At 41.8% G+C, this 18,636-nt stretch carries 26 protein-coding genes and 1 pseudogene; 15 read left to right on the top strand and 12 right to left on the bottom strand.

Annotated elements, in window-relative coordinates; all coding sequences use genetic code 11:
• Positions 1 to 22 precede the first annotated feature (22 nt).
• Genes EAE89_RS03965 through EAE89_RS03945 form a run of 5 tightly spaced genes read left to right on the top strand, consistent with a single transcriptional unit; the run spans position 23 to position 3,470 of the window.
• Complete coding sequence (locus EAE89_RS03965) at positions 23 to 376, top strand: GPW/gp25 family protein (protein WP_214085392.1); 354 nt, start codon at positions 23 to 25, stop codon at positions 374 to 376.
• Complete coding sequence (locus EAE89_RS03960; RefSeq protein WP_214085391.1) at positions 367 to 1,470, top strand: baseplate assembly protein; 1,104 nt, start codon at positions 367 to 369, stop codon at positions 1,468 to 1,470. The genes EAE89_RS03965 and EAE89_RS03960 overlap by 10 nt, the downstream gene beginning before the upstream one ends.
• Positions 1,463 to 2,038, top strand: coding sequence for a phage tail protein I (locus tag EAE89_RS03955; protein ID WP_407072876.1), 576 nt, complete (start codon positions 1,463 to 1,465; stop codon positions 2,036 to 2,038). Before EAE89_RS03960 ends, EAE89_RS03955 begins: the two co-directional genes overlap by 8 nt.
• 1 nt (position 2,039) lies before the next feature.
• Positions 2,040 to 3,017 carry a gp53-like domain-containing protein gene (locus EAE89_RS23460; protein ID WP_244866132.1) on the top strand — a complete coding sequence of 326 codons (978 nt, stop codon included), beginning with the start codon at positions 2,040 to 2,042 and terminating at the stop codon, positions 3,015 to 3,017.
• A complete protein-coding gene (locus EAE89_RS03945) occupies positions 3,018 to 3,470 on the top strand; it encodes a tail fiber assembly protein (RefSeq protein ID WP_214085390.1) in 453 nt (150 codons plus the stop codon).
• Between the two features lie 174 nt (positions 3,471 to 3,644).
• On the opposite strand, the gene EAE89_RS03940 is transcribed toward EAE89_RS03945, so the two are convergent.
• Complete coding sequence (locus EAE89_RS03940; protein WP_214085389.1) at positions 3,645 to 3,992, bottom strand: hypothetical protein; 348 nt, start codon at positions 3,990 to 3,992, stop codon at positions 3,645 to 3,647.
• A 176-nt stretch (positions 3,993 to 4,168) separates the two neighbouring features.
• Between EAE89_RS03940 and EAE89_RS03935 the strand changes: the two genes are divergently transcribed.
• The gene (locus EAE89_RS03935; protein WP_046975949.1) at positions 4,169 to 4,492 is read left to right on the top strand and encodes a hypothetical protein; all 324 of its coding nucleotides are present in this window, start codon (positions 4,169 to 4,171) and stop codon (positions 4,490 to 4,492) included.
• Positions 4,493 to 4,571: 79 nt separating this feature from the next.
• On the opposite strand, the gene EAE89_RS03930 is transcribed toward EAE89_RS03935, so the two are convergent.
• Both EAE89_RS03930 and EAE89_RS03925 read right to left on the bottom strand, forming a co-directional pair.
• A complete protein-coding gene (locus EAE89_RS03930; RefSeq protein ID WP_214085388.1) occupies positions 4,572 to 4,910 on the bottom strand; it encodes a helix-turn-helix domain-containing protein in 339 nt (112 codons plus the stop codon).
• Positions 4,907 to 5,266, bottom strand: a complete 360-nt coding sequence (locus EAE89_RS03925) for a type II toxin-antitoxin system RelE/ParE family toxin (protein ID WP_118987844.1) — start codon at positions 5,264 to 5,266, stop codon at positions 4,907 to 4,909. The genes EAE89_RS03930 and EAE89_RS03925 overlap by 4 nt, the downstream gene beginning before the upstream one ends.
• A 118-nt stretch (positions 5,267 to 5,384) precedes the next feature.
• Between EAE89_RS03925 and EAE89_RS03920 the strand changes: the two genes are divergently transcribed.
• Positions 5,385 to 5,708, top strand: coding sequence for a hypothetical protein (locus EAE89_RS03920; RefSeq protein WP_036843602.1), 324 nt, complete (start codon positions 5,385 to 5,387; stop codon positions 5,706 to 5,708).
• A gap of 68 nt (positions 5,709 to 5,776) precedes the next feature.
• On the opposite strand, the gene EAE89_RS03915 is transcribed toward EAE89_RS03920, so the two are convergent.
• Together EAE89_RS03915 and EAE89_RS03910 are read right to left on the bottom strand one after the other, a co-directional pair.
• Positions 5,777 to 6,115: a helix-turn-helix domain-containing protein gene (locus EAE89_RS03915; RefSeq protein WP_036850009.1), complete on the bottom strand. Its 339-nt coding sequence runs from the start codon at positions 6,113 to 6,115 to the stop codon at positions 5,777 to 5,779.
• 93 nt (positions 6,116 to 6,208) lie between these two features.
• Positions 6,209 to 6,421, bottom strand: coding sequence for a type II toxin-antitoxin system RelE/ParE family toxin (locus tag EAE89_RS03910; RefSeq protein WP_422615500.1), 213 nt, complete (start codon positions 6,419 to 6,421; stop codon positions 6,209 to 6,211).
• A 615-nt stretch (positions 6,422 to 7,036) separates the two neighbouring features.
• Between EAE89_RS03910 and EAE89_RS03905 the strand changes: the two are divergent.
• From EAE89_RS03905 to dkgA, 3 genes and pseudogenes are all read left to right on the top strand, one after another.
• A pseudogene (locus EAE89_RS03905) lies at positions 7,037 to 7,332 on the top strand (nucleotidyl transferase AbiEii/AbiGii toxin family protein); the annotation flags it as partial.
• Positions 7,333 to 7,670: 338 nt separating this feature from the next.
• Positions 7,671 to 8,342 (top strand): DedA family protein, encoded by a 672-nt coding sequence (locus tag EAE89_RS03900; RefSeq protein WP_054477002.1) that lies wholly within the window; start codon positions 7,671 to 7,673, stop codon positions 8,340 to 8,342.
• A gap of 360 nt (positions 8,343 to 8,702) precedes the next feature.
• Positions 8,703 to 9,575 carry a 2,5-didehydrogluconate reductase DkgA gene (gene dkgA, locus EAE89_RS03895; protein WP_054477005.1) on the top strand — a complete coding sequence of 291 codons (873 nt, stop codon included), beginning with the start codon at positions 8,703 to 8,705 and terminating at the stop codon, positions 9,573 to 9,575.
• Between the two features lie 124 nt (positions 9,576 to 9,699).
• Here the strand turns inward: dkgA and murA are convergent, their stop codons facing one another.
• The 7 genes from murA to mlaF form a co-directional block, all read right to left on the bottom strand.
• Positions 9,700 to 10,965: a UDP-N-acetylglucosamine 1-carboxyvinyltransferase gene (gene murA, locus EAE89_RS03890; protein ID WP_054477007.1), complete on the bottom strand. Its 1,266-nt coding sequence runs from the start codon at positions 10,963 to 10,965 to the stop codon at positions 9,700 to 9,702.
• Positions 10,966 to 11,016: 51 nt separating this feature from the next.
• Complete coding sequence (gene ibaG / locus EAE89_RS03885) at positions 11,017 to 11,271, bottom strand: BolA family iron metabolism protein IbaG (RefSeq protein WP_149615858.1); 255 nt, start codon at positions 11,269 to 11,271, stop codon at positions 11,017 to 11,019.
• 397 nt (positions 11,272 to 11,668) lie between these two features.
• Positions 11,669 to 11,965 carry a lipid asymmetry maintenance protein MlaB gene (mlaB, locus tag EAE89_RS03880; protein WP_054477012.1) on the bottom strand — a complete coding sequence of 99 codons (297 nt, stop codon included), beginning with the start codon at positions 11,963 to 11,965 and terminating at the stop codon, positions 11,669 to 11,671.
• A 1-nt stretch (position 11,966) separates the two neighbouring features.
• Complete coding sequence (gene mlaC / locus EAE89_RS03875; RefSeq protein WP_054477014.1) at positions 11,967 to 12,599, bottom strand: phospholipid-binding protein MlaC; 633 nt, start codon at positions 12,597 to 12,599, stop codon at positions 11,967 to 11,969.
• Between the two features lie 33 nt (positions 12,600 to 12,632).
• On the bottom strand, positions 12,633 to 13,139 hold the full coding sequence (gene mlaD, locus EAE89_RS03870) for an outer membrane lipid asymmetry maintenance protein MlaD (RefSeq protein ID WP_054477016.1): 507 nt from the start codon (positions 13,137 to 13,139) through the stop codon (positions 12,633 to 12,635).
• A 4-nt stretch (positions 13,140 to 13,143) separates the two neighbouring features.
• A complete protein-coding gene (gene mlaE / locus EAE89_RS03865) occupies positions 13,144 to 13,926 on the bottom strand; it encodes a lipid asymmetry maintenance ABC transporter permease subunit MlaE (protein WP_214085432.1) in 783 nt (260 codons plus the stop codon).
• Positions 13,927 to 13,936: 10 nt separating this feature from the next.
• A complete protein-coding gene (gene mlaF / locus EAE89_RS03860; RefSeq protein WP_054477018.1) occupies positions 13,937 to 14,740 on the bottom strand; it encodes a phospholipid ABC transporter ATP-binding protein MlaF in 804 nt (267 codons plus the stop codon).
• Between the two features lie 229 nt (positions 14,741 to 14,969).
• Between mlaF and EAE89_RS03855 the strand changes: the two genes are divergently transcribed.
• From EAE89_RS03855 to lptA, 5 genes are read left to right on the top strand one after another with little or no spacing between them, the layout of a single operon-like run.
• On the top strand, positions 14,970 to 15,944 hold the full coding sequence (locus tag EAE89_RS03855) for a calcium/sodium antiporter (protein WP_214085387.1): 975 nt from the start codon (positions 14,970 to 14,972) through the stop codon (positions 15,942 to 15,944).
• Positions 15,945 to 15,967: 23 nt separating this feature from the next.
• Positions 15,968 to 16,936, top strand: coding sequence for an arabinose-5-phosphate isomerase KdsD (gene kdsD, locus EAE89_RS03850; protein ID WP_054477022.1), 969 nt, complete (start codon positions 15,968 to 15,970; stop codon positions 16,934 to 16,936).
• A 17-nt stretch (positions 16,937 to 16,953) separates the two neighbouring features.
• On the top strand, positions 16,954 to 17,517 hold the full coding sequence (kdsC, locus tag EAE89_RS03845) for a 3-deoxy-manno-octulosonate-8-phosphatase KdsC (RefSeq protein WP_054477024.1): 564 nt from the start codon (positions 16,954 to 16,956) through the stop codon (positions 17,515 to 17,517).
• Between the two features lie 17 nt (positions 17,518 to 17,534).
• Positions 17,535 to 18,113 (top strand): LPS export ABC transporter periplasmic protein LptC, encoded by a 579-nt coding sequence (gene lptC / locus EAE89_RS03840; RefSeq protein WP_054477025.1) that lies wholly within the window; start codon positions 17,535 to 17,537, stop codon positions 18,111 to 18,113.
• Positions 18,094 to 18,627: a lipopolysaccharide ABC transporter substrate-binding protein LptA gene (gene lptA, locus EAE89_RS03835; protein WP_214085386.1), complete on the top strand. Its 534-nt coding sequence runs from the start codon at positions 18,094 to 18,096 to the stop codon at positions 18,625 to 18,627. Before lptC ends, lptA begins: the two co-directional genes overlap by 20 nt.
• Positions 18,628 to 18,636 lie beyond the last annotated feature (9 nt).

Below are 18,636 nucleotides of genomic sequence, written 5' to 3'. Positions count from 1 at the left end.
TGCCGAGGACGATACTGTCCCCATGAATACGAACTCACACTCTGTTTTTTGGCAACCGGCTCTCCAACACTCTGGCAAAATTGCCTGTGGGCTGGATGATATCGCCCAAGCAATATTCATTATTCTACGTACACCACGTGGCAGTGATCCACATCGACCAGAATTCGGCAGTAACTTGCACCTTTATATGGATTACCCAATAGACCGCGCGATTCCCCACGTTGTCAGGGAATCTGTTGATGCTATTACACGTTGGGAACCTCGTTGCCAGTTGCTCTCCGTGAAACCAACTGTCAATGGAGAGCATCTAACTCTGCGTGTGAATTGGACAGCAGTTGATGGCATTACACAATCTACGGAGTTGCTATGGCGCTGACAGAACCTGATTTTATCGAGCGTGATGTAGAAAAAATCACAACCGAAATGATCGCAAAATATGAAGCTGATGTAGGTAAGACTTTGTACCCAGCACAGGCAGAACGCCTGCTGATAAATTTATTTGCATATCGTGAAGCACTAACCAGAATGCAAGTTCAGGAAGCCGCCAAGCAGAATTTGGTCGAGTTTGCCCGTGCGCCCATTTTGGACTACTTAGGGGAATTGGTCGGAGTATATCGGCTATCCGCCCAACCGGCGCATACAATATTGCAATTTAGTGTTGATGAAGCATTAGAGCAAGATGTACTCATTCCAGTTGGAACTCGTGTTAATGCATCGGACAGTATTATTTTTGCTACTAATACAGATGCTGTTCTGAAAGCCGGCACACGGTTCGTTAATGTCACAGCTACTTGTACAGATACTGGATTATCAGGGAATAGCTGGCAACCAGCACAAATTAGTACATTGTTGGATGAAATCGACGACATTGACCTGCAAGTGACCAACACAATAGTGAGCAGTGGTGGTTCGGCAGAGGAAAGTGACGAGAGGCTACGTGTACGAATCAAAATGGCCCCTGAATCGTTTACTAATGCGGGCAGTCGTCAGGCTTATCGTTTTCATGCCATGCGTGCCCATCCCAATATTGTTGATGTCGCAGTCATGTCTCCCATTCCGGGCGTTGTTGAACTGTTTCCACTATTAGCTACGGGATTGCCTGATGAAAGCATTTTAACGCTGGTGAAAAGCTCTTGCTCTGATGAAAAAATCCGCCCGTTGACTGACACTGTATATGCAAAACCTCCCGTGAAGGTTGATTATACCATCAAGGCGAAACTGACCTTGTACAGTGGCGTTAATACGCTTGATATTCAACCGGCAGCAGAACAAGCCATACAAACATGGGTAGCTGAACGAGCAACAACGTTAGGAAAAGATATTGTTCCCAGCCAAATCATCTCAACATTGTCTGTTTCTGGCGTCTATCAAGTCGTACTGGAGTCTCCCACGTTTCAGGTTGTAGGTGAAAATGAATGGGCGAACTGTATCGGTATCACTGTTGTGGTCACCGGAGTCGCTGATGGTTAAGTTACATCTACCACCTCCACTGGAAGCTGATATCAGTATGCGTGCATTAGGTCAGTTGGCCTCCCGTTTTGATGATATCGATTTAACCCAATTAATGGTTTATCTCATTGATACTGTCGATAGCAGCACGCTGCATTGGCTGGCAAATCAATTCTCCCTATTTGGTGATGGCTGGGAGCTTGTCGAATCAGACAATGCTCGCCGTACGTTAATCAAATCAGCTATAGAATTGCATCGGTATAAAGGTACACCTTGGTCAATTCATGAAATTATTCGGCGCTTTGGGTTTGGTGAAGTTGATTTAATTGAAGGCACTGGTCAAATCAATTATGACGGTCATGCCAGCCATAACGGTAATTATATTTATGGAGATTCAACATCCTGGGCAGATTATCGCGTCATACTTCAGCAACCTATTACCAATGATCAAGCCTCGCTACTGCGCACTACACTGGCAGCGTTTGCGCCTGCACGCTGCCACCTTGCCAGCTTGGAATATCAGTCTGTATCAATTCGTTACAACAATACTGTCAGTTATGACGGTAGTTACAATTATGGGAGCAGTTAAAATGGCTAATTTGCCGGAAACCCCACAGTGGTCAGAGGGCGTGTATCAAATAGAAACCTCAGACCCCGTGTTAGGTGGGCCTGATGGTATTTCCAATCGGCAGGCTAAACAGTTGGTCAACCGCACAAACTATCTTAAACAGAAACTAGAACAAAATGGGAATGAGCTGAAAGAACACACCGAAGCGAAAGACCCGCATACTCAGTATGCACCGAAAGACAGTCCCATTTTCACAGGAACACCAACCGCCCCCACACCGGCTAAAAACGCTAATAATACTCAGATTGCAACAACAGCATTTGTGCAATCACTGACGAATACGGCGAATCAAAGTGCTGTAGCTGCAAATAACAACGCTAATAGCCGAGTACCATCCATTCGTAAAGTGAATGGAAAAGCGTTGTCATTTGATATTTCATTGAATGCCGGGGATGTGGGAAGTTATGCTAAATCTGAGAGCGATAATACTTTCTTGCGTATTTCTAGCGATAAGACCGCAACCGTTGGTAGTTTATTAATTGATAGTAAAACTCCCTTTCCTGAGCTACGTTTCAAATCGAAAGATGGGTATATGGTAGGAATTAATGGTTCGGAAGGAAAATTGTTACATATTTATTCTAACGATCCAAACAATCAGCGACGTTATAATATATTAATACCTGAGCGAAGCGGTACGCTCGCATTGCAAAACGCAGCTATAAAATCTGAAAATGGCTGGTGGCAATGTGGGGATACGGGAATAATTATTCAATGGGTTAAAGTTGCATCAAACCAACAGTCATGGGTAAAAATCAATTATCCAATTTCTTTTAAAAATCAGTTTATTGGCTATGTCGCAAGCATGTCGAGTATAAATACATCAACAGGTCATACATTAGTACGTAATGCAACATTATCGACGTTTGAATATCAAGCTGGCACTCCCAACAACAATGAGAATCCAGGCAAAGTTGTTCATATATTATTTTGGGGGGTATAAATGGTTTATTTCTCCAGAAAAGAAGGCGCTTTTTATAGTGAAGCTCATGAAGAATGCGTTGAAATAACCGCAGAGAAACACAATGAATTACTTACAGGGCAGTCACACGGTTTGTCAATTGTCAGTAATAAAGAGGGTTATCCAGTGCTTACTGAACGTGCTCCGTCCGTTTATCATAAATACGATGGTGAAAAATGGATAATATCAGAAAGCAGTGTGATAAAACTCAGGCAGGAACAGCAGCAACAAGCAGAACATAAGAAACAGCAACTCATGTTCACTGTAAGTAAACAGATAGCTCCGTTACAAGATGCTGTAGATTTGGGGATGGCGAGTGATGAGGAACATTCTCGGTTGACCGCTTTGAAAAAATATAGAGTATTGCTGAACCGTGTTGATGCTAGCTTAGCGACAGATATTTATTGGCCCGAAAAACCTAGAATTACGGAATAAGGGATCAATGGCCCTATTCTTATTTCTGATACGGTAACCAATTCCGTACAGTTACGGACTATATCGGGGATGATTCCAAAGCAGTATAAGATGTACGTGGATAGCATCCACTTGTAGATCATGGGATTACAAGTGGATGAGATTAGCATAATGAGCGTTTAGGCCATTTCCGAGTTAAAGGTTGCGTAACTGAGTTTCTTTATTGGCTTTCTGATACAGAGTAAACAACATCGGCAATAGTGAGCTGATAGCAGCCAGACAATGGCCTAACTGACAAAGACTTTCTGGGGTGAATTCGACCACGTCATTAGCGGCAAAAGTAACAAGAGTATCTCCCAGAAAATGTAACCCATGACAGAGTCCAGCACTGTTAGCTTCGCAGGCTTCTTCCAGTAGTTCAATATCTTGTTCACTCATATCCGCCGTATCCAGTACTGACACAACATTCGCCATGTCGGAATAGAAGATATCACAGTAATTCTCAATGTCCGCAGTATTCTTAATATTCTTAGTATTAAGCATGGTTCAGTTCCTCCAGTGGTTTGCATGAGGCAAATACCAAAGGAAAGCCTGCGAGCAGAATACAAGCTTCTATTTCCGTGGTAGCTAACATTGAAATCATGCGTAATGGGAGAAGTTTGATTATCAGTCGGTTAGAACAGACGTTAATAAATATATAGGGCTTTGAATGCGCGCGTATGTTACTATTAGCGTTAGCCATAGCATTAGCTCCAATAATGTTGTGGTCAGAAGCCCGGTTAGTGGTGAGACACTACCGGGCTCCGTTGTTTTTGAAACCCTTTGAATATACACTGGTGTATACAGTAACATTAAATCATGGGGTATATACCTTGTCAATGCCAAATAAAAGATCTCCTCAATTTCCGATGAGATTAACAGAGGAATTTCGTCTCCAGCTCGAAGCGGAAATGAAGAAAGATGGTGATACGTCTTTGGCAACATGGATAAAACGAATTTTGCGTAAAGAGCTGCTGGCACGTGGTATTGAACCGAAAGGTTGAATCATTTTAAAATACCAAGAGGCACCCATTCTAAGTGCCTCTTATTTTAAATTGTCCTAATGACTTTAATATGTGTGTCTTAACCTATCGTAATCTGAACAGGTTTCCCTATATGGGTTAACATATTAACCAATGCGTCAATGGTGAATTTATTTACTTTTTTATTCACAACATCAGATACTCTTGGACGAGAAATGTGCAACACTATTGCTACCTCAGTTTGTTTTATTTTTTTATCTACAATCCATAAGGTAATTTCTCCTATTAACCATTCTTTGATTTGCCGTGTGTTTTCTATTTCTCGTAAAGAGATTGCATGAAGTTGCTGAGCCTCTGGCTCAGTAAAACCTAATTCAGAAAATATATTATGTCCGGCTGGAGTTGTCCTACGAATTTCAGTGTCAATTTTAGTGGTCATTTGATATTTCTCCGTTGCTGGATAACTGCGTTGTATCGCACTTTAGCGATATCCTTGTCCTGTTTATTCGTCTGTTGAGTTTTCTTCTGAAAACTATGTAATACGTAAATAGCTTCATCAAATTTAGCAACATACATAATGCGATAAATACCTGTACTGTCTCTTAGCCGTATTTCTTTTACGCCAGAACCGATGTCAGAAAAGGGTTTCCAGTCTTCAGGATCTATTCCACGCTGTATTCTGTGAAGCTGATAGCCTGCGTCTTTACGTGTATCTATAGGAAAGGCTAACAAGTCTTCATAAGAAGAGCCAATCCAGGCAATTTCTTTCTCTGTACCGCTCCTGATTTTCGTCATAGCTTTCCTTCCTTATTTAATTGTATGCAATGCTGAAATCATGTGTAATTGGCGAAGTTCGATTATCAATCGATAAGAAAGGTACGTTATAAATGTATAGCGTTTTGAATGCGTGCGTATGTTACTATTAGCGTTAGCCATAGCATTAGCTCCAATAATGTTGTGGTTAGAAACCCGATTAGTGGTGAGACACTACCAAGCTCCATTGTTTTTGAAACTCTTTGAATATACACTGGTATATACAGTAGCATTAAATCATAGGGTATATACCTTGTCAATACAAAATAAAAGATCTCCTCAATTTCCGATGAGGTTAACAGAGGAATTTCGTCTCCAGCTTGAAGCAGAAATGAAGAAAGATGGTGATACATCTTTAGCAACATGGATAAAACGAATTTTGCGCAAAGAGCTGCTGGCACGTGGTATTGAACCGAAAGGTTGAATCATTTTGAAATACCAAGAGGCACCTATTCTAAGTGCCTCCTATTTTGAATTGTTAATATATATGCCTTAACCCACCGTAATCTGAACAGGCTTCCCTATACGGATTAACATATTAACCAATGCGTCAATGGTGAATTTATTTACTTTTTTATTCACAACATCAGATACTCTTGGACGAGAAATGTGTAATACCTCTGCTACTTCAGCTTGTTTCATTTTTTCATCCACAATCCATAAAGTAATTTCTTCCATTAACCGTTCTTTAATTTGCAGTGTATTTTCTATTTCTTGTAAAGAGGTTGTATGAAGTTGCTGAGCTTCTTGCTCAGTAAAACCTAATTCAGAAAATATATTATGTCCGGCTGGAGTTACCCTACGAATTTCAGTGTCAATTTTAGTGGTCATTTGATATTTCCCCGATGCTGGATAACTACGTTGTATCGCACTTTAGCGATATCCTTGTCCTGTTTATTCGTTTGTTAAGTTTTCTTCTGAAAACTATGTAATATGTAAAATAGCTTCATCAAATTTAACAACATACATAATACGATAAATACCTATACTGTCTCTTAGCCGCATTTCTTTTACACCAGAACCGATGCCAAAAAAGGGTTTCCAGTCTTCAGGATCTATTCCATGCTGTATTCTATGAAACTGATAGCCTGCGTCTTTACGTGCGATCTGTAAGGAAAGGCTAACAAATCTCCACAAAAAGGACCGATTACAGACAATTTCTTTCTCTAGTACCGCCCCTGATTTTTATTATAGCTTCCTTCCTCATTTGGTTGTATAAAATTTTATACCACTGCGCACAAAATTGCAAATGAAGAATTGAAGGAATTTGAAGCCTAGCGAGGAGAAAATATGCGAGAAGTATGTTTCAGGCCACTGACAAGCAAAAACCGCGTGTCCAAAGCAAAGGCGATCCAATCCAAGCATTGCAAGAGTGCTCAACCAAATACTGGCGAATGAAGAGCCCAAAGTTATTACTAATCCACAGTTTCTAACATGAAGAAGCTTGGTCGCGATTTGAAACTGGCTTCCCTCAAACATTATGTTGAGGCAACGGGTAGTAAGTTATGTCTCGATATCGAGTTGTCCTACAGGCTCGTACTACAGATTCAAAGGAAAAATGGGTAAATTAGGTAAACTACAATCATATCTATGACGGTTAGTTATGTAATAACTTTTCAATAGATGAAACGCAATTACCGTTTCATTTATTGCGCGAATGAGTAAAATTTATCGCGCGCGGCATCATACTAAACGCCAACAGGAAGATATTTTACCCAACTTACCGAACTGGCAATGTAGGTACCTGGACGCTCCCATATGCGACCAGTTATTGAGAAGGAATACTGCATTACGATATTCTCTATGGCCTTGATACTGATGGACTGTTAGATCAATTGACTTTCCAAGGCGGCACATCTCTGCGTTTGTGTCACGGTGCTCCGCGTTTTAGTGAAGATCTGGACTTTTCCGGCGGTGTTAACTTTAACTGTAATCAATTACAGGCCATGAAAACGTGTTTGGAACACTACATTGGCAAGCGTTATGGTTTTGAAGTTTCAGTTAAAGAACCAGCCGATTTAAAAAACGAACCTGAATATGCAGGTCTTAAGAACGAATTCAATATGTAGATAAGTTAATTATTTTTATATTTATGTGCAGATAAATTTTCATGTTGTTCTGGGTTCTTGTCAAAGCTGTCGTGGTAAACCAATAAAACTATTCATCAAGGATCAAGCAAGCCATGGTTAAGATTTTACGGTAAACTGACTTTATATATGCAAATGAAATAAATTTACTTATACCCAATAGATTTCAATTTGCAGCGCGGCGGCAAGTGAACGCATCCTAGGAGCATAGATAACGATGTGACTGGTAAGTGAAAGCAGCCAACAAAGCAGCAATTTGAAGGATGAAGGGTATAACAGTCACAGGATAAATATAAATAATGGAAGTGCTACACGAGATTATGCGGGCATTATGGCAGCATGATTTTTCTAAACTTGCCAACCCTGATATTCTCTGGATTATCTATGGCATTCTGTTCATGACACTGGTTCTGGAAAATGGCTTATTACCCGCAGCTTTTCTACCCGGTGATACATTATTAATCCTAACCGGTGCGTTGATTGCCAAAGGGGTAATGAGTTTTATCCCAACCGTTTTCATATTGACAGCCGCGGCAAGTATCGGTTGTTGGCTCGGTTATCTTCAAGGGCAATGGCTTGGTGATACTAAACGGGTTAAGGGTTGGTTAGCACAACTTCCCATTCAGTACCACCAACGGGCTAATATGCTATTTTTCAAGCATGGTCTGGCTGCTCTGCTACTTGGCCGTTTTTTAGCTTTTGTCCGAACTCTATTGCCTATACTTGCAGGTATATCTGGCCTCAACAGTAAACGTTTTCAAATTTTTAATTGGCTAAGTGGTTTATTATGGGTCATTACCGTGGTTGGTTTCGGCTATCTTCTCAATCAGATCCCGTTTATTAAAAACCATCAGGATCTAGTCATGAACATTCTGGTGATTTTACCTATCGTGCTGTTGTTAAGTGGCTTAGGTGCATCTCTATTGATGTATTGGCGCCACCGCAGGGCCTCTACGGTAAAACGTAAATAAAAGTCATCATGGTTTACAAACCGCAACAGGGTTTTTATCCTTAACTTCAAGTTAGAAAGTTTGCGAACCAATCGTATGTGGACTTCAGCTCAGTTATCGAATGATGTTTCTGTGTTGATGTTCCACAATATCAATATATGGTTTAGATCACGCCACTTGTATTACTTTCTTCAACTATTCTGAATATCAACTTAATATCAACCATCATTATTTATAACGATACATTTTAGCTGATATTTTAACTGTCTATACCCAATAGATTTCAAGATGGATCGCGATGGCAAGTTGGGGTAAGTGAACGCATCCAACCAAGAGGCAACTTGAAAGATAACAGGTATATCTTTTTTATAGGAGGTAGTAATGGATAATCAACCTATCATTAGACTTGCTGACGGAAACCATATGCCACAATTGGGACTGGGTTCATGGGCCGCAGATAACCAGCAAGTAGTGACAGCAATTCACGCCGCCCTAGATGTAGGTTATCGAGCAATTGACACCGCCGCTATTTACAATAATGAGAAAGGGGTAGGTAAGGCACTACAAGAAACAGACATTCCCCGCGAAGATATCTTTGTCACAACCAAATTGTGGAATGACAGACATAATGATGTCCGGGCTGCGCTAGCAGAAAGTTTAGAAAAATTACAACTCGATTATGTCGACCTTTATCTCATTCACTGGCCAGCACCACCGCAGGATCAATATGTCGGTGCCTGGCAGCAATTAATTGAATTACAAAAAGAGGGGCTTATCCGTAGTATCGGTGTTTCTAATTTCCAGCCTGAGCACATCCAGCGGCTGATCAATGAAACTGGTGTTCATCCTGTTATTAATCAGATTGAGCTACATCCGATGCTCCAGCAGCGTCAACTTCATGCCTGGAATGCCACACATCATATCGTTACCGAATCCTGGAGTCCTTTGGCACAAGGTGGTGAAAACGTATTTGATGATCAACTGGTTCAACATCTGGCACAAAAGTACGGTAAAACACCAGCTCAGATCGTTCTCCGCTGGCACATTGATAACGGTATGATTGTGATCCCAAAATCAGCCACGCTCTCAAGAATTAAAGAGAACTTTGAGATATTCAATTTCAAATTGGAAAAAGAAGATCTAACCGCTATGACATCTCTGGATATAGGCAAACGTCTGGGACCAACCCCCGAAACATTCGTTGATTTCAGTGAATTCAGTCACCTCCTTGATGATATTGATCCAAATGGCTAGTGCCAAAATTTGCACGCGTAATAAGAGATATTGATCTTTTGCGACACCCTCGCATTAGGCGAGGGTTTACGGCGGATTTTGCTAAGACTACAGTGCTTCCTGTTTCCAATATAAGGAAACAAAATTACTTTTCCGTTGATTTCACTCGTTCAATGTTTGCACCAAGTCCGCGCAGCTTATCTTCGATATGTTCATAACCCCGGTCAATATGATAGATACGGTCAACTACAGTCACCCCCTCAGCAATACAACCCGCCAGAACCAGGCTTGCCGATGCGCGTAAATCAGTCGCCATTACCTGGGCACCGGAAAGCTTTTTAACACCATGACAAAGCACCGTATTGCTTTCAATTTCAGCATGAGCACCCATACGAATTAATTCAGGAATATGCATGAAACGGTTTTCGAAAATAGTTTCTGTGATCATACCAGCACCTTCAGCAACCAAATTTAGCAAGCTAAACTGTGCCTGCATATCGGTCGGAAAACCGGGATGTGGTGCAGTACGTAATGTCACAGCTTTAGGTCGTTTACCGTGCATATCAAGACTTATCCAATCCTTGCCAATCTCAATATCAGCACCCGCTTCACGCAATTTTGCCAATACTGCATCCAACGTATCAGGCTTAGCATGACGGCAAACAACCTTACCTCCAGATATCGCAGCTGCAATAAGGAATGTACCTGTCTCAATACGGTCCGGTAATACACGATATACACCACCGCCAAGACGCTCTACACCTTCAATGATGATATGGTCAGTGCCTGCGCCAGTGATTTTCGCTCCCAACGTATTGAGAAAATTAGCTGTATCCTCAATTTCAGGTTCACGTGCTGCATTTTCAATAACGGTTGTCCCTTCCGCCAACGTTGCCGCAGTCATAATAGTCACTGTCGCCCCAACGCTGACTTTATCCATCACAATGCAGGCACCTTTCAAACGCCCATTAACGGAAGCCTTAACATAACCCTCTTCCAAAACGATTTCAGCACCTAACTGTTCCAAGCCACTGATATGCAGATCAACCGGACGTGCGCCAATAGCACAACCTCCTGGCAAAGAGACTTGCCCTTGGCCAAAACGCGCTACCAAAGGACCTAATGCCCAAATAGATGCACGCATAGTTTTCACCAGATCGTAAGGCGCACAATATTGATTCACACTACGAGCATCCACAAATACAGAACCATTACGTTCAACTTTGGTTCCAAGGCGATTCAACAACTTAATAGTGGTGTCAATATCTTTCAGTTCTGGAACATTTTGCAATTCAACAGGCTCTTCAGCCAACAACGCGGCGAACAGGATTGGCAGTGCAGCATTTTTTGCCCCGGAAATAGAAACCTCACCCGACAAGCGAGTTGGTCCTTTCACACGAAATTTATCCATCTGTGACTACTCTCTTTATATAATTTGTCGTTCGCAGCGAGGCAAACAGCGTTAAAAACCGTTGAGCTTGCGATCTTTTTTCCAATCATCCGGTGTATAAGCTTTGATTGACAGGGCATGAATACGATTATCAGCAATGTATTCCATCAAAGGTGCATAAACAGCTTGTTGCTGTTTTACCCGGCTCATACCAACGAACATTTCACCAACAACAATAACCTGGAAATGGCTGCCATCTCCGCTAACAATGACTTCATCTAGTGCTAATTTGTCCATCAGCACTTGTTTAATCTCATTAGTATCCATAATTGCTCAATTCTGTAGTTAGAAATATACCCGTTATCTTTCAAGTTGCCTCTTGGTTGGCTGCTCTCACTCACCCCGGTCACATCGTTATCTATGCTCCCGGAGATTCGCTCCCTTGCCGTCGCGATCCATCTTGAAATCCATTGGGTATAATAGTAATAGACAGTCATCTATCCTAATAGAATCCGACTTACTCTTAAACATGAAAACGTCCTTGTAACATTTCTGCTTACAAGGGTGCTGATTATACCTGTTATCTTTCAAGTTGCCTCTTTGTTGGCTGCACTCACGCACCCCAGTCATATCGTTATCTATGCTCCTGGGGATGCGTTCTCTTGCCGCCACACTGCAACTTGAAATCTATTGGGTATATACAGATAATTACTGAGAATATCGGCTAGCCATCAATGATAATTTCCTGCAAATCGTAAAGCATAATCAGGGTACTAAACCGTTCACTAATGCCAGAAAAGAGCAATTCAGTCCCTTCCTCTTTTTGCATATAGTGTTTAAAACGGACTAAAAGAGCTAACCCAGTAGAATCCACATGCTCAAGCTGTGACACATTGATACAGTTGATATCGGTCAATAACTTTTCCTTTTGCTGCCAAAGAGGAAGCAAACGGTCACGATCCAAAATACCTTTGAGAATCAATGTCTGTCCTGCTTTTTCCCAGCTCAGACTTTCATTCATCTCACTTTTTCTCTTCCAGAGTGATTGGCTGACGAGCGCTAATTTCAAGCTGCTTAGTTAAACCATCTATACCTTGTTGACGCAAGATAGAAACCCATTCACTCTGCTTGGTTGTAATCATACTGACACCTTCAGCAATCATATCGTATGCCTGCCAGTGACCCGTTTTGCTGTTTTTACGCCACTGAAAATCAAGGCGGATAGGAGGGCGGCCATTCTGATCAAGGATAGTGACACGAATAGCAATAATATTGTTATCTCCCAACGGTTTCTCAGGGCCAATCTGATAAGTTTGATCATGATACATTGCCAGAGCCTGCCCATAAGCCTGCTCAAGATAGGATTCAAATGCGGTAAAATAAGCCTCGCGTTGTGCTGGCGTCGTATCTTTATAATAGCTCCCTAGAACCAATGCCCCTGCGTACTTGATATGAACATATGGCAGTAATTCTTCCTTCACCACTTGGCGCAAGTAATCTGGATTTTGACGAATTTGTGACTGACTGTTTTTCAAACGAGTAAAAGTCTTTTCTGCCGCATCCTGCATCAACTTATAAGGATTCGTCTGATCAACGGCTGCACTCGCTAATGGCGCAATAATCAACAACGCCACCATTAATAATTTCTTCAACATAATTAGTTCCTCTTAATGATACTCAGTTGCTGGCTATGGTGTCGGAGTGTGCTCTGCCCCACTCTGGGTATTATCGCCGCTCTTATACAAGAATTGACCGATAAGATCCTCAAGTACCATTGCTGATTTGGTATCTTGCACGCGATCACCCTCTTTCAGAATCCCAGTATCCATATCTGGATCTTCAAACCCTACATTCAAAGCAATATATTGTTCACCTAATAAACCAGAAGTACGGATAGAAAGAGAACTCGTATCAGGGATACGGTTATATTGCTTCATAATATCCAGTGCCACTTGCGGCGTATAAGTTTTTTCATCAAGAGAAATACTTGCAACACGGCCAACCACCACACCACCAATTTTTATCGGTGAGCGCACTTTCAGACCACCAATATTGTCAAAAGTTGCGTATAAGCGGTAAGTTGGCTGGTTACCTACCGATTTAATGTCTGCCACTTTAAGACATAAAAAGACGATTGCAGCCAGTGCAATCAAGATAAAAAATCCAACCCAAATTTCACTTTTCTTGCTTTGCATTGAATTAATTCCCAAACATAAGTGCTGTCAGCACAAAATCTAAACCTAAAACTGCTAACGACGCATGAACCACCGTTCTGGTCGTTGCGCGGCTTATCCCTTCTGAGGTAGGGATCGCATCATAACCATTAAATAAAGCAATCCAGGTCACAGTAATGGCGAAAACAACACTTTTAATAAAACAGTTAAGTAAATCTTTTTGCCACTCTATAGCAGACTGCATTGAAGACCAGAAGAAACCACTGTCGATCCCCTTCCAGTCAACACCAACTATCGCCCCCCCCCAGATACCTACAGCCACAAAAATCAAGGACAATAGCGGCATACTGATAAACCCAGCCCAAAAACGTGGGGCTATCACACGCCGCAATGGATCTATCGCCATCATCTCCAAACTGGAAATTTGTTCCGTGGCTTTCATCAAACCTATTTCGGCGGTCAGGGCTGACCCTGCACGACCTGCAAACAACAGGGCCGTCACAACTGGCCCCAATTCACGCAACAGAGATACCGCTACCATCATACCAAGACTGGCTTCTGCACTGTATGTTGTCAGTACCAGATATCCCTGTAGGCCGAGCACCATGCCAATAAACAACCCTGAAACCACGATAATTAATAATGACTGAACGCCCACACTGAAAAGTTGTTGTCGCAGCAATGACCATTGTCTGGCAGGTTCTGGTCTGCCAATTATCGCGCTAAAAAGCATAAAACCTGCACGACCAAAAGAGGCAAATACCTCAATAGCCCGCCTGCCAAGTGCCGCCAGCGCCTGTGTTAACATTAACATCCCATTATCCTAATAACTCAGTTTTATAATCCCCTGCCGGAAACCGGAAAGGTACCGGCCCATCAGCAATACCATCAAGAAATTGCCGTACCCGCTGATCAGAATTAATCTGCAACTGTTGAGCCGTACCTTCAGCAATAATCTGCTGTTCAGCAATAATATAAGCATAATCTGCAATGCTCAGAACTTCCGGCACATCATGGGAAACAACCACACAGGTGACGCCAAGTGCTTTATTCAGTTCATCAATTAGTTTCACCAAAACACCCATGGTAATCGGGTCCTGACCAACAAAAGGTTCATCAAACATAATCAAATCAGGATCAAGGGCAATAGCACGAGCCAAAGCAGCACGTCTTGCCATACCACCGGAAAGTTCGGAAGGCATCAGATTTGCAGCGCCGCGTAACCCAACGGCTTCCAGTTTCATCATCACGGTAGTATGGATGATCTCTTCAGGCAGAGTCGTATGTTCACGTAGAGGAAAAGCGACGTTATCAAAAACATTTAGATCAGTGAATAATGCCCCTGACTGAAACAACATACTCATCTTCTTACGGGCAGTATATAAACGAGGACGGGACAAAGCAGGAATATTATCCCCATCAAACCAGATTTCTCCCCGATCAGGACGTAGCTGACCACCAATCAACCGTAATAGTGTTGTTTTCCCTATTCCAGAAGGCCCCATAATTGCCGTGATTTTTCCTCTGGGCACAGCCAGATTAATATCAGCAAAAATCGAACGGTTACCACGGGTAAAATACATACCTCGGATCTCGATGAGATTTGCTGTTTGTTGACTCATTATTAATAGCCCTTAACGGTTAATAAACTGGCTCTATAATTTGATTTACATATTAATCACATATACTACAAAAAAACTGGAGAGTTTTCGCCACTAAAGTTGTGACAAATTTTACTTTTCTACCCGCCGCCGTCAGAATATACCTCATCTAACTGAACAAACAATTTTTGTTTAAAAAATCAACCAACGTTAACATTAAATCCGGAATATACCTTATAAGGGCGGCTTCATGTTTATAACCTTTTTACTCTTAATTGCTGGGTTGATTTTACTAGTATATGGTTCCGATAGATTAGTATATGGTGCTGCAATTTTTGCTCGTACACTGGGCCTGCCCCCATTTATTATTGGTATGACGATAGTCGGCATTGGAACTTCTCTGCCAGAATTAATGGTTTCAGTTACTGCCATGCTGGATGGTCAACCTGATATGGCAATTGGTAATGTCATTGGTTCCAACATTACCAACCTGTTACTGATAGCCGGTGCCGCTGCACTTATTCGTCCAATGGAAGTAAAATCAGATATTCTGCGGCAGGAACTGCCTCTGATGCTGTTGATCACCGCTTTCTGTGGTTATTTGATAAGTGATAATTACCTTAGCCGGATGGATGGACTGGTATTATTGATTTCTGCTATAGCGTGTATTTTACTGATGATAAAAATGGCTACACTGCCACACCGTGCTGAAACTGATATTTACACTCAAGAGCAGACTTCCGAATTACCAATAGAGGGCAATAAGCATATTGCCTTGCTATGGATACTGCTAGGACTCATTATTTTGCCTATGGCGACCCGAATGGTGATTGACAATGCAACTGTTATTGCTCGTATTTACGGCATTAGTGAATTAGTTATCGGACTTACTGTGCTTGCAGTCGGTACCAGCCTACCAGAATTAGCAACCTCTATTGCAGCAGCATTCAAAGGGGAAGATGATATTGCATTCGGGAATATTATCAGCTCGAATATATTCAATATATCAATTGTTCTGGGTCTTCCCGCATTACTCTCACCAGCAGCCATTTCCCCTGAATCTTTCCATCGTGATTTTTGGGTAATGATGATAGCCAGCATAATATTTACTGCATTTTGTCTGGGTCGTAAACACCGGTTAAACCGGGTGAAAGGTGTTCTGTTATTAAGCTGTTTTATTGCTTATTTTGTCATACTGTTTATTTCCAATTACAGCATTGAATAAACACAAGTGAGTAGGAAAAAGAAATGCCTAGATTTGATTTTCAACAAGCGGGTAAGAAAGTATTACACATAGAGCGTGATGGGTTAGCAGAACTCGAACAATACATAAATGAAGATTTCACTCGTACCTGTGAACTAATGTTCAACTGTGAAGGTAAGATTATTATCATGGGGATGGGTAAATCCGGTCATATCGGATGTAAAATTGCCGCAACTTTCGCCAGTACCGGCACACCTTCCTTTTTTGTTCATCCAGGGGAAGCCAGCCACGGTGATCTCGGTATGATTACCCCTAAAGATATTGTTCTGGCAATCTCAAATTCTGGCGAATCCAATGAAATTTTGTCACTTATCCCTGCACTAAAACGCCAAAAAATTCCTCTTATCTGTATGACTAACAATCACAACAGCAGCATGGGAAAAGCCGCAAATATCCATCTATGTATCAAAGTTCCACAAGAAGCCTGTCCGCTAGGCTTGGCTCCAACGACGAGTACCACTGCAACATTGGTGATGGGAGATGCTTTAGCTGTCGCATTGCTTCAGGCTCGTGGTTTTACCGCTGAAGATTTCGCACTATCACATCCTGGCGGCACACTTGGACGTAAGCTTCTACTACTGGTAAGTGATTTAATGAATACCGGCGAAGATATCCCAAGAATTAACCGGGATTCCTCCTTACGTGAAGCACTAGTTGAAATTACCCGCAAAAAATTGGGTATGACAGTTATTTGTGATGAAAATATGTATATTGATGGTATTTTTACCGATGGTGACTTGCGCCGCGTTTTTGATATGGGAATTGATTTGTACAACGTCAAAATTTCAGATGTTATGACTGCGGGTGGGGTCCGTATAAAGCCTAATGCCCTTGCAGTTGATGCATTAAACTTAATGCAATCACGTCATATCACTTCTCTATTGGTTACAGAGGGAAATAAATTGCTGGGTGTATTACATATGCATGACCTTTTACAAGCCGGTGTGGTTTAACCTATGAGAACGTTTTAATGAGCCAATTAGTTTATCTGGACACCTGTTATGGCCCAGTAAATAAAGACATTATTGAAAAAGCCAGTAAAATCCGCCTGCTGATTTGTGACGTTGATGGTGTCATGTCAGATGGCCTGGTATATATGGGAAACAATGGTGAAGAATTAAAAGCGTTTAATGTTCGTGACGGTTACGGGATTCGCTGCTTAATTACTTCAGGAATTGAAGTCGCTATTATCACTGGTCGTAAGGCTAAATTGCTGGAAGATCGAGCAAACACGCTAGGCATTACACATCTTTACCAGGGACAGAGTGATAAGGCTTTGGCGTATAGAGAACTGTTAGATAAACTGGGATTAAAACCAGAACAGGTTGCTTACATCGGTGATGATTTGATTGACTGGCCAGTCATGAAACAAGTGGGTTTATCTGTCGCTGTGGCAGATGCACATCCATTGCTATTACCAAAAGCACATTATGTCACCCAAATTGCAGGTGGTCGCGGTGCAGTAAGAGAACTTTGTGATTTGGTGCTTTTCGCTCAGAATAAGCTGGAAGATGCCAAAGGATTATCAATATAGGTTGAAGCGAAACAAGAATGGGTAAAATCAAATCCGGGTTGGCTATAATACTAGCACTAATCACCATGGCTCTAATTGGCTGGAACTTATCTGACTCAGACGAGACTGAACCGTCTTCTGCCGCAGATAACAACCAGCCGACATATCAAAGTCAGGAAACCATAACCTTTGTTTATGATCCTACTGGTAAGCTGACATATAAACTGGTCTCTGATGATGTCCAGAATTATGCTGAGCCAAAAATCACCTGGTTTACCAAACCAGTATTAATTACATATGATTCAAATGCCATTGCTACATGGACAGTACGTTCTAACAAAGCAAAATTGACTAATGATAAAATGCTCTATCTTTACGGAGATGTGCAAGTTGACAGCCTGACTGATACGTCACAATTACAACGTATTACTACAGAGAATGCTGTCGTCAACCTGGTAACCCAGGATGTCTCATCCGATGATCAGGTCACACTTATCGGTGTAGGGCTGAAATCCGTAGGAATGAAAATGCGTGGCAATCTGCGGAACAAAACCGCTGAACTGATTGAAAAGGTTAACACCTACTATGAAATCCAACATGAACAACAGAATCCGTAATGCTTTTATTGCCAGTGCTATTTTTGTGGTCAGCCTTCCCGCATTAGCACTAAAAGATGACACCCAGAAACCAATTTATATTGATTCTGACAAGCAATCCCTTGACATGACAGGAAACACTGCCACATTTACAGAAAATGTGATCGTTAAACAGGGCTCTATTGATATCCACGCCGACAAAGTCGTTATAACCCGCCCGAATGGTGATTCTAAAAAAATGATTATTGAGGCATTCGGTAATCCTGTAACTTTCTATCAGTTACAGGATAACGGCAAACCAATCAAAGGCCGCGGTGCAAAAATGCGCTACGAAATGGATAAAGAGCTGGTTACACTGACTGGCAACGCCTATCTGGAACAGTTGAACAGCAATATAAAAGGCGACCGGATCACCTATTTGGTGCCAACCCAGCAAATGGAAGCATTCAGTGACAAAGGTAAACGAGTGACAACCGTCCTGTTACCTTCTCAGTTACAGGAAGAAGGCCCTGGGGCTAACAACAAGAGTAAATAACGATAATAT

It is taken from the genome of Photorhabdus heterorhabditis (genome assembly GCF_018448905.1).
GTDB classification, from domain to species: Bacteria; Pseudomonadota; Gammaproteobacteria; order Enterobacterales; family Enterobacteriaceae; genus Photorhabdus; species Photorhabdus heterorhabditis.
The sequence above is the reverse complement of the archived record's forward strand: the minus strand, read 5'-3'. Positions and strand labels throughout refer to the sequence as shown.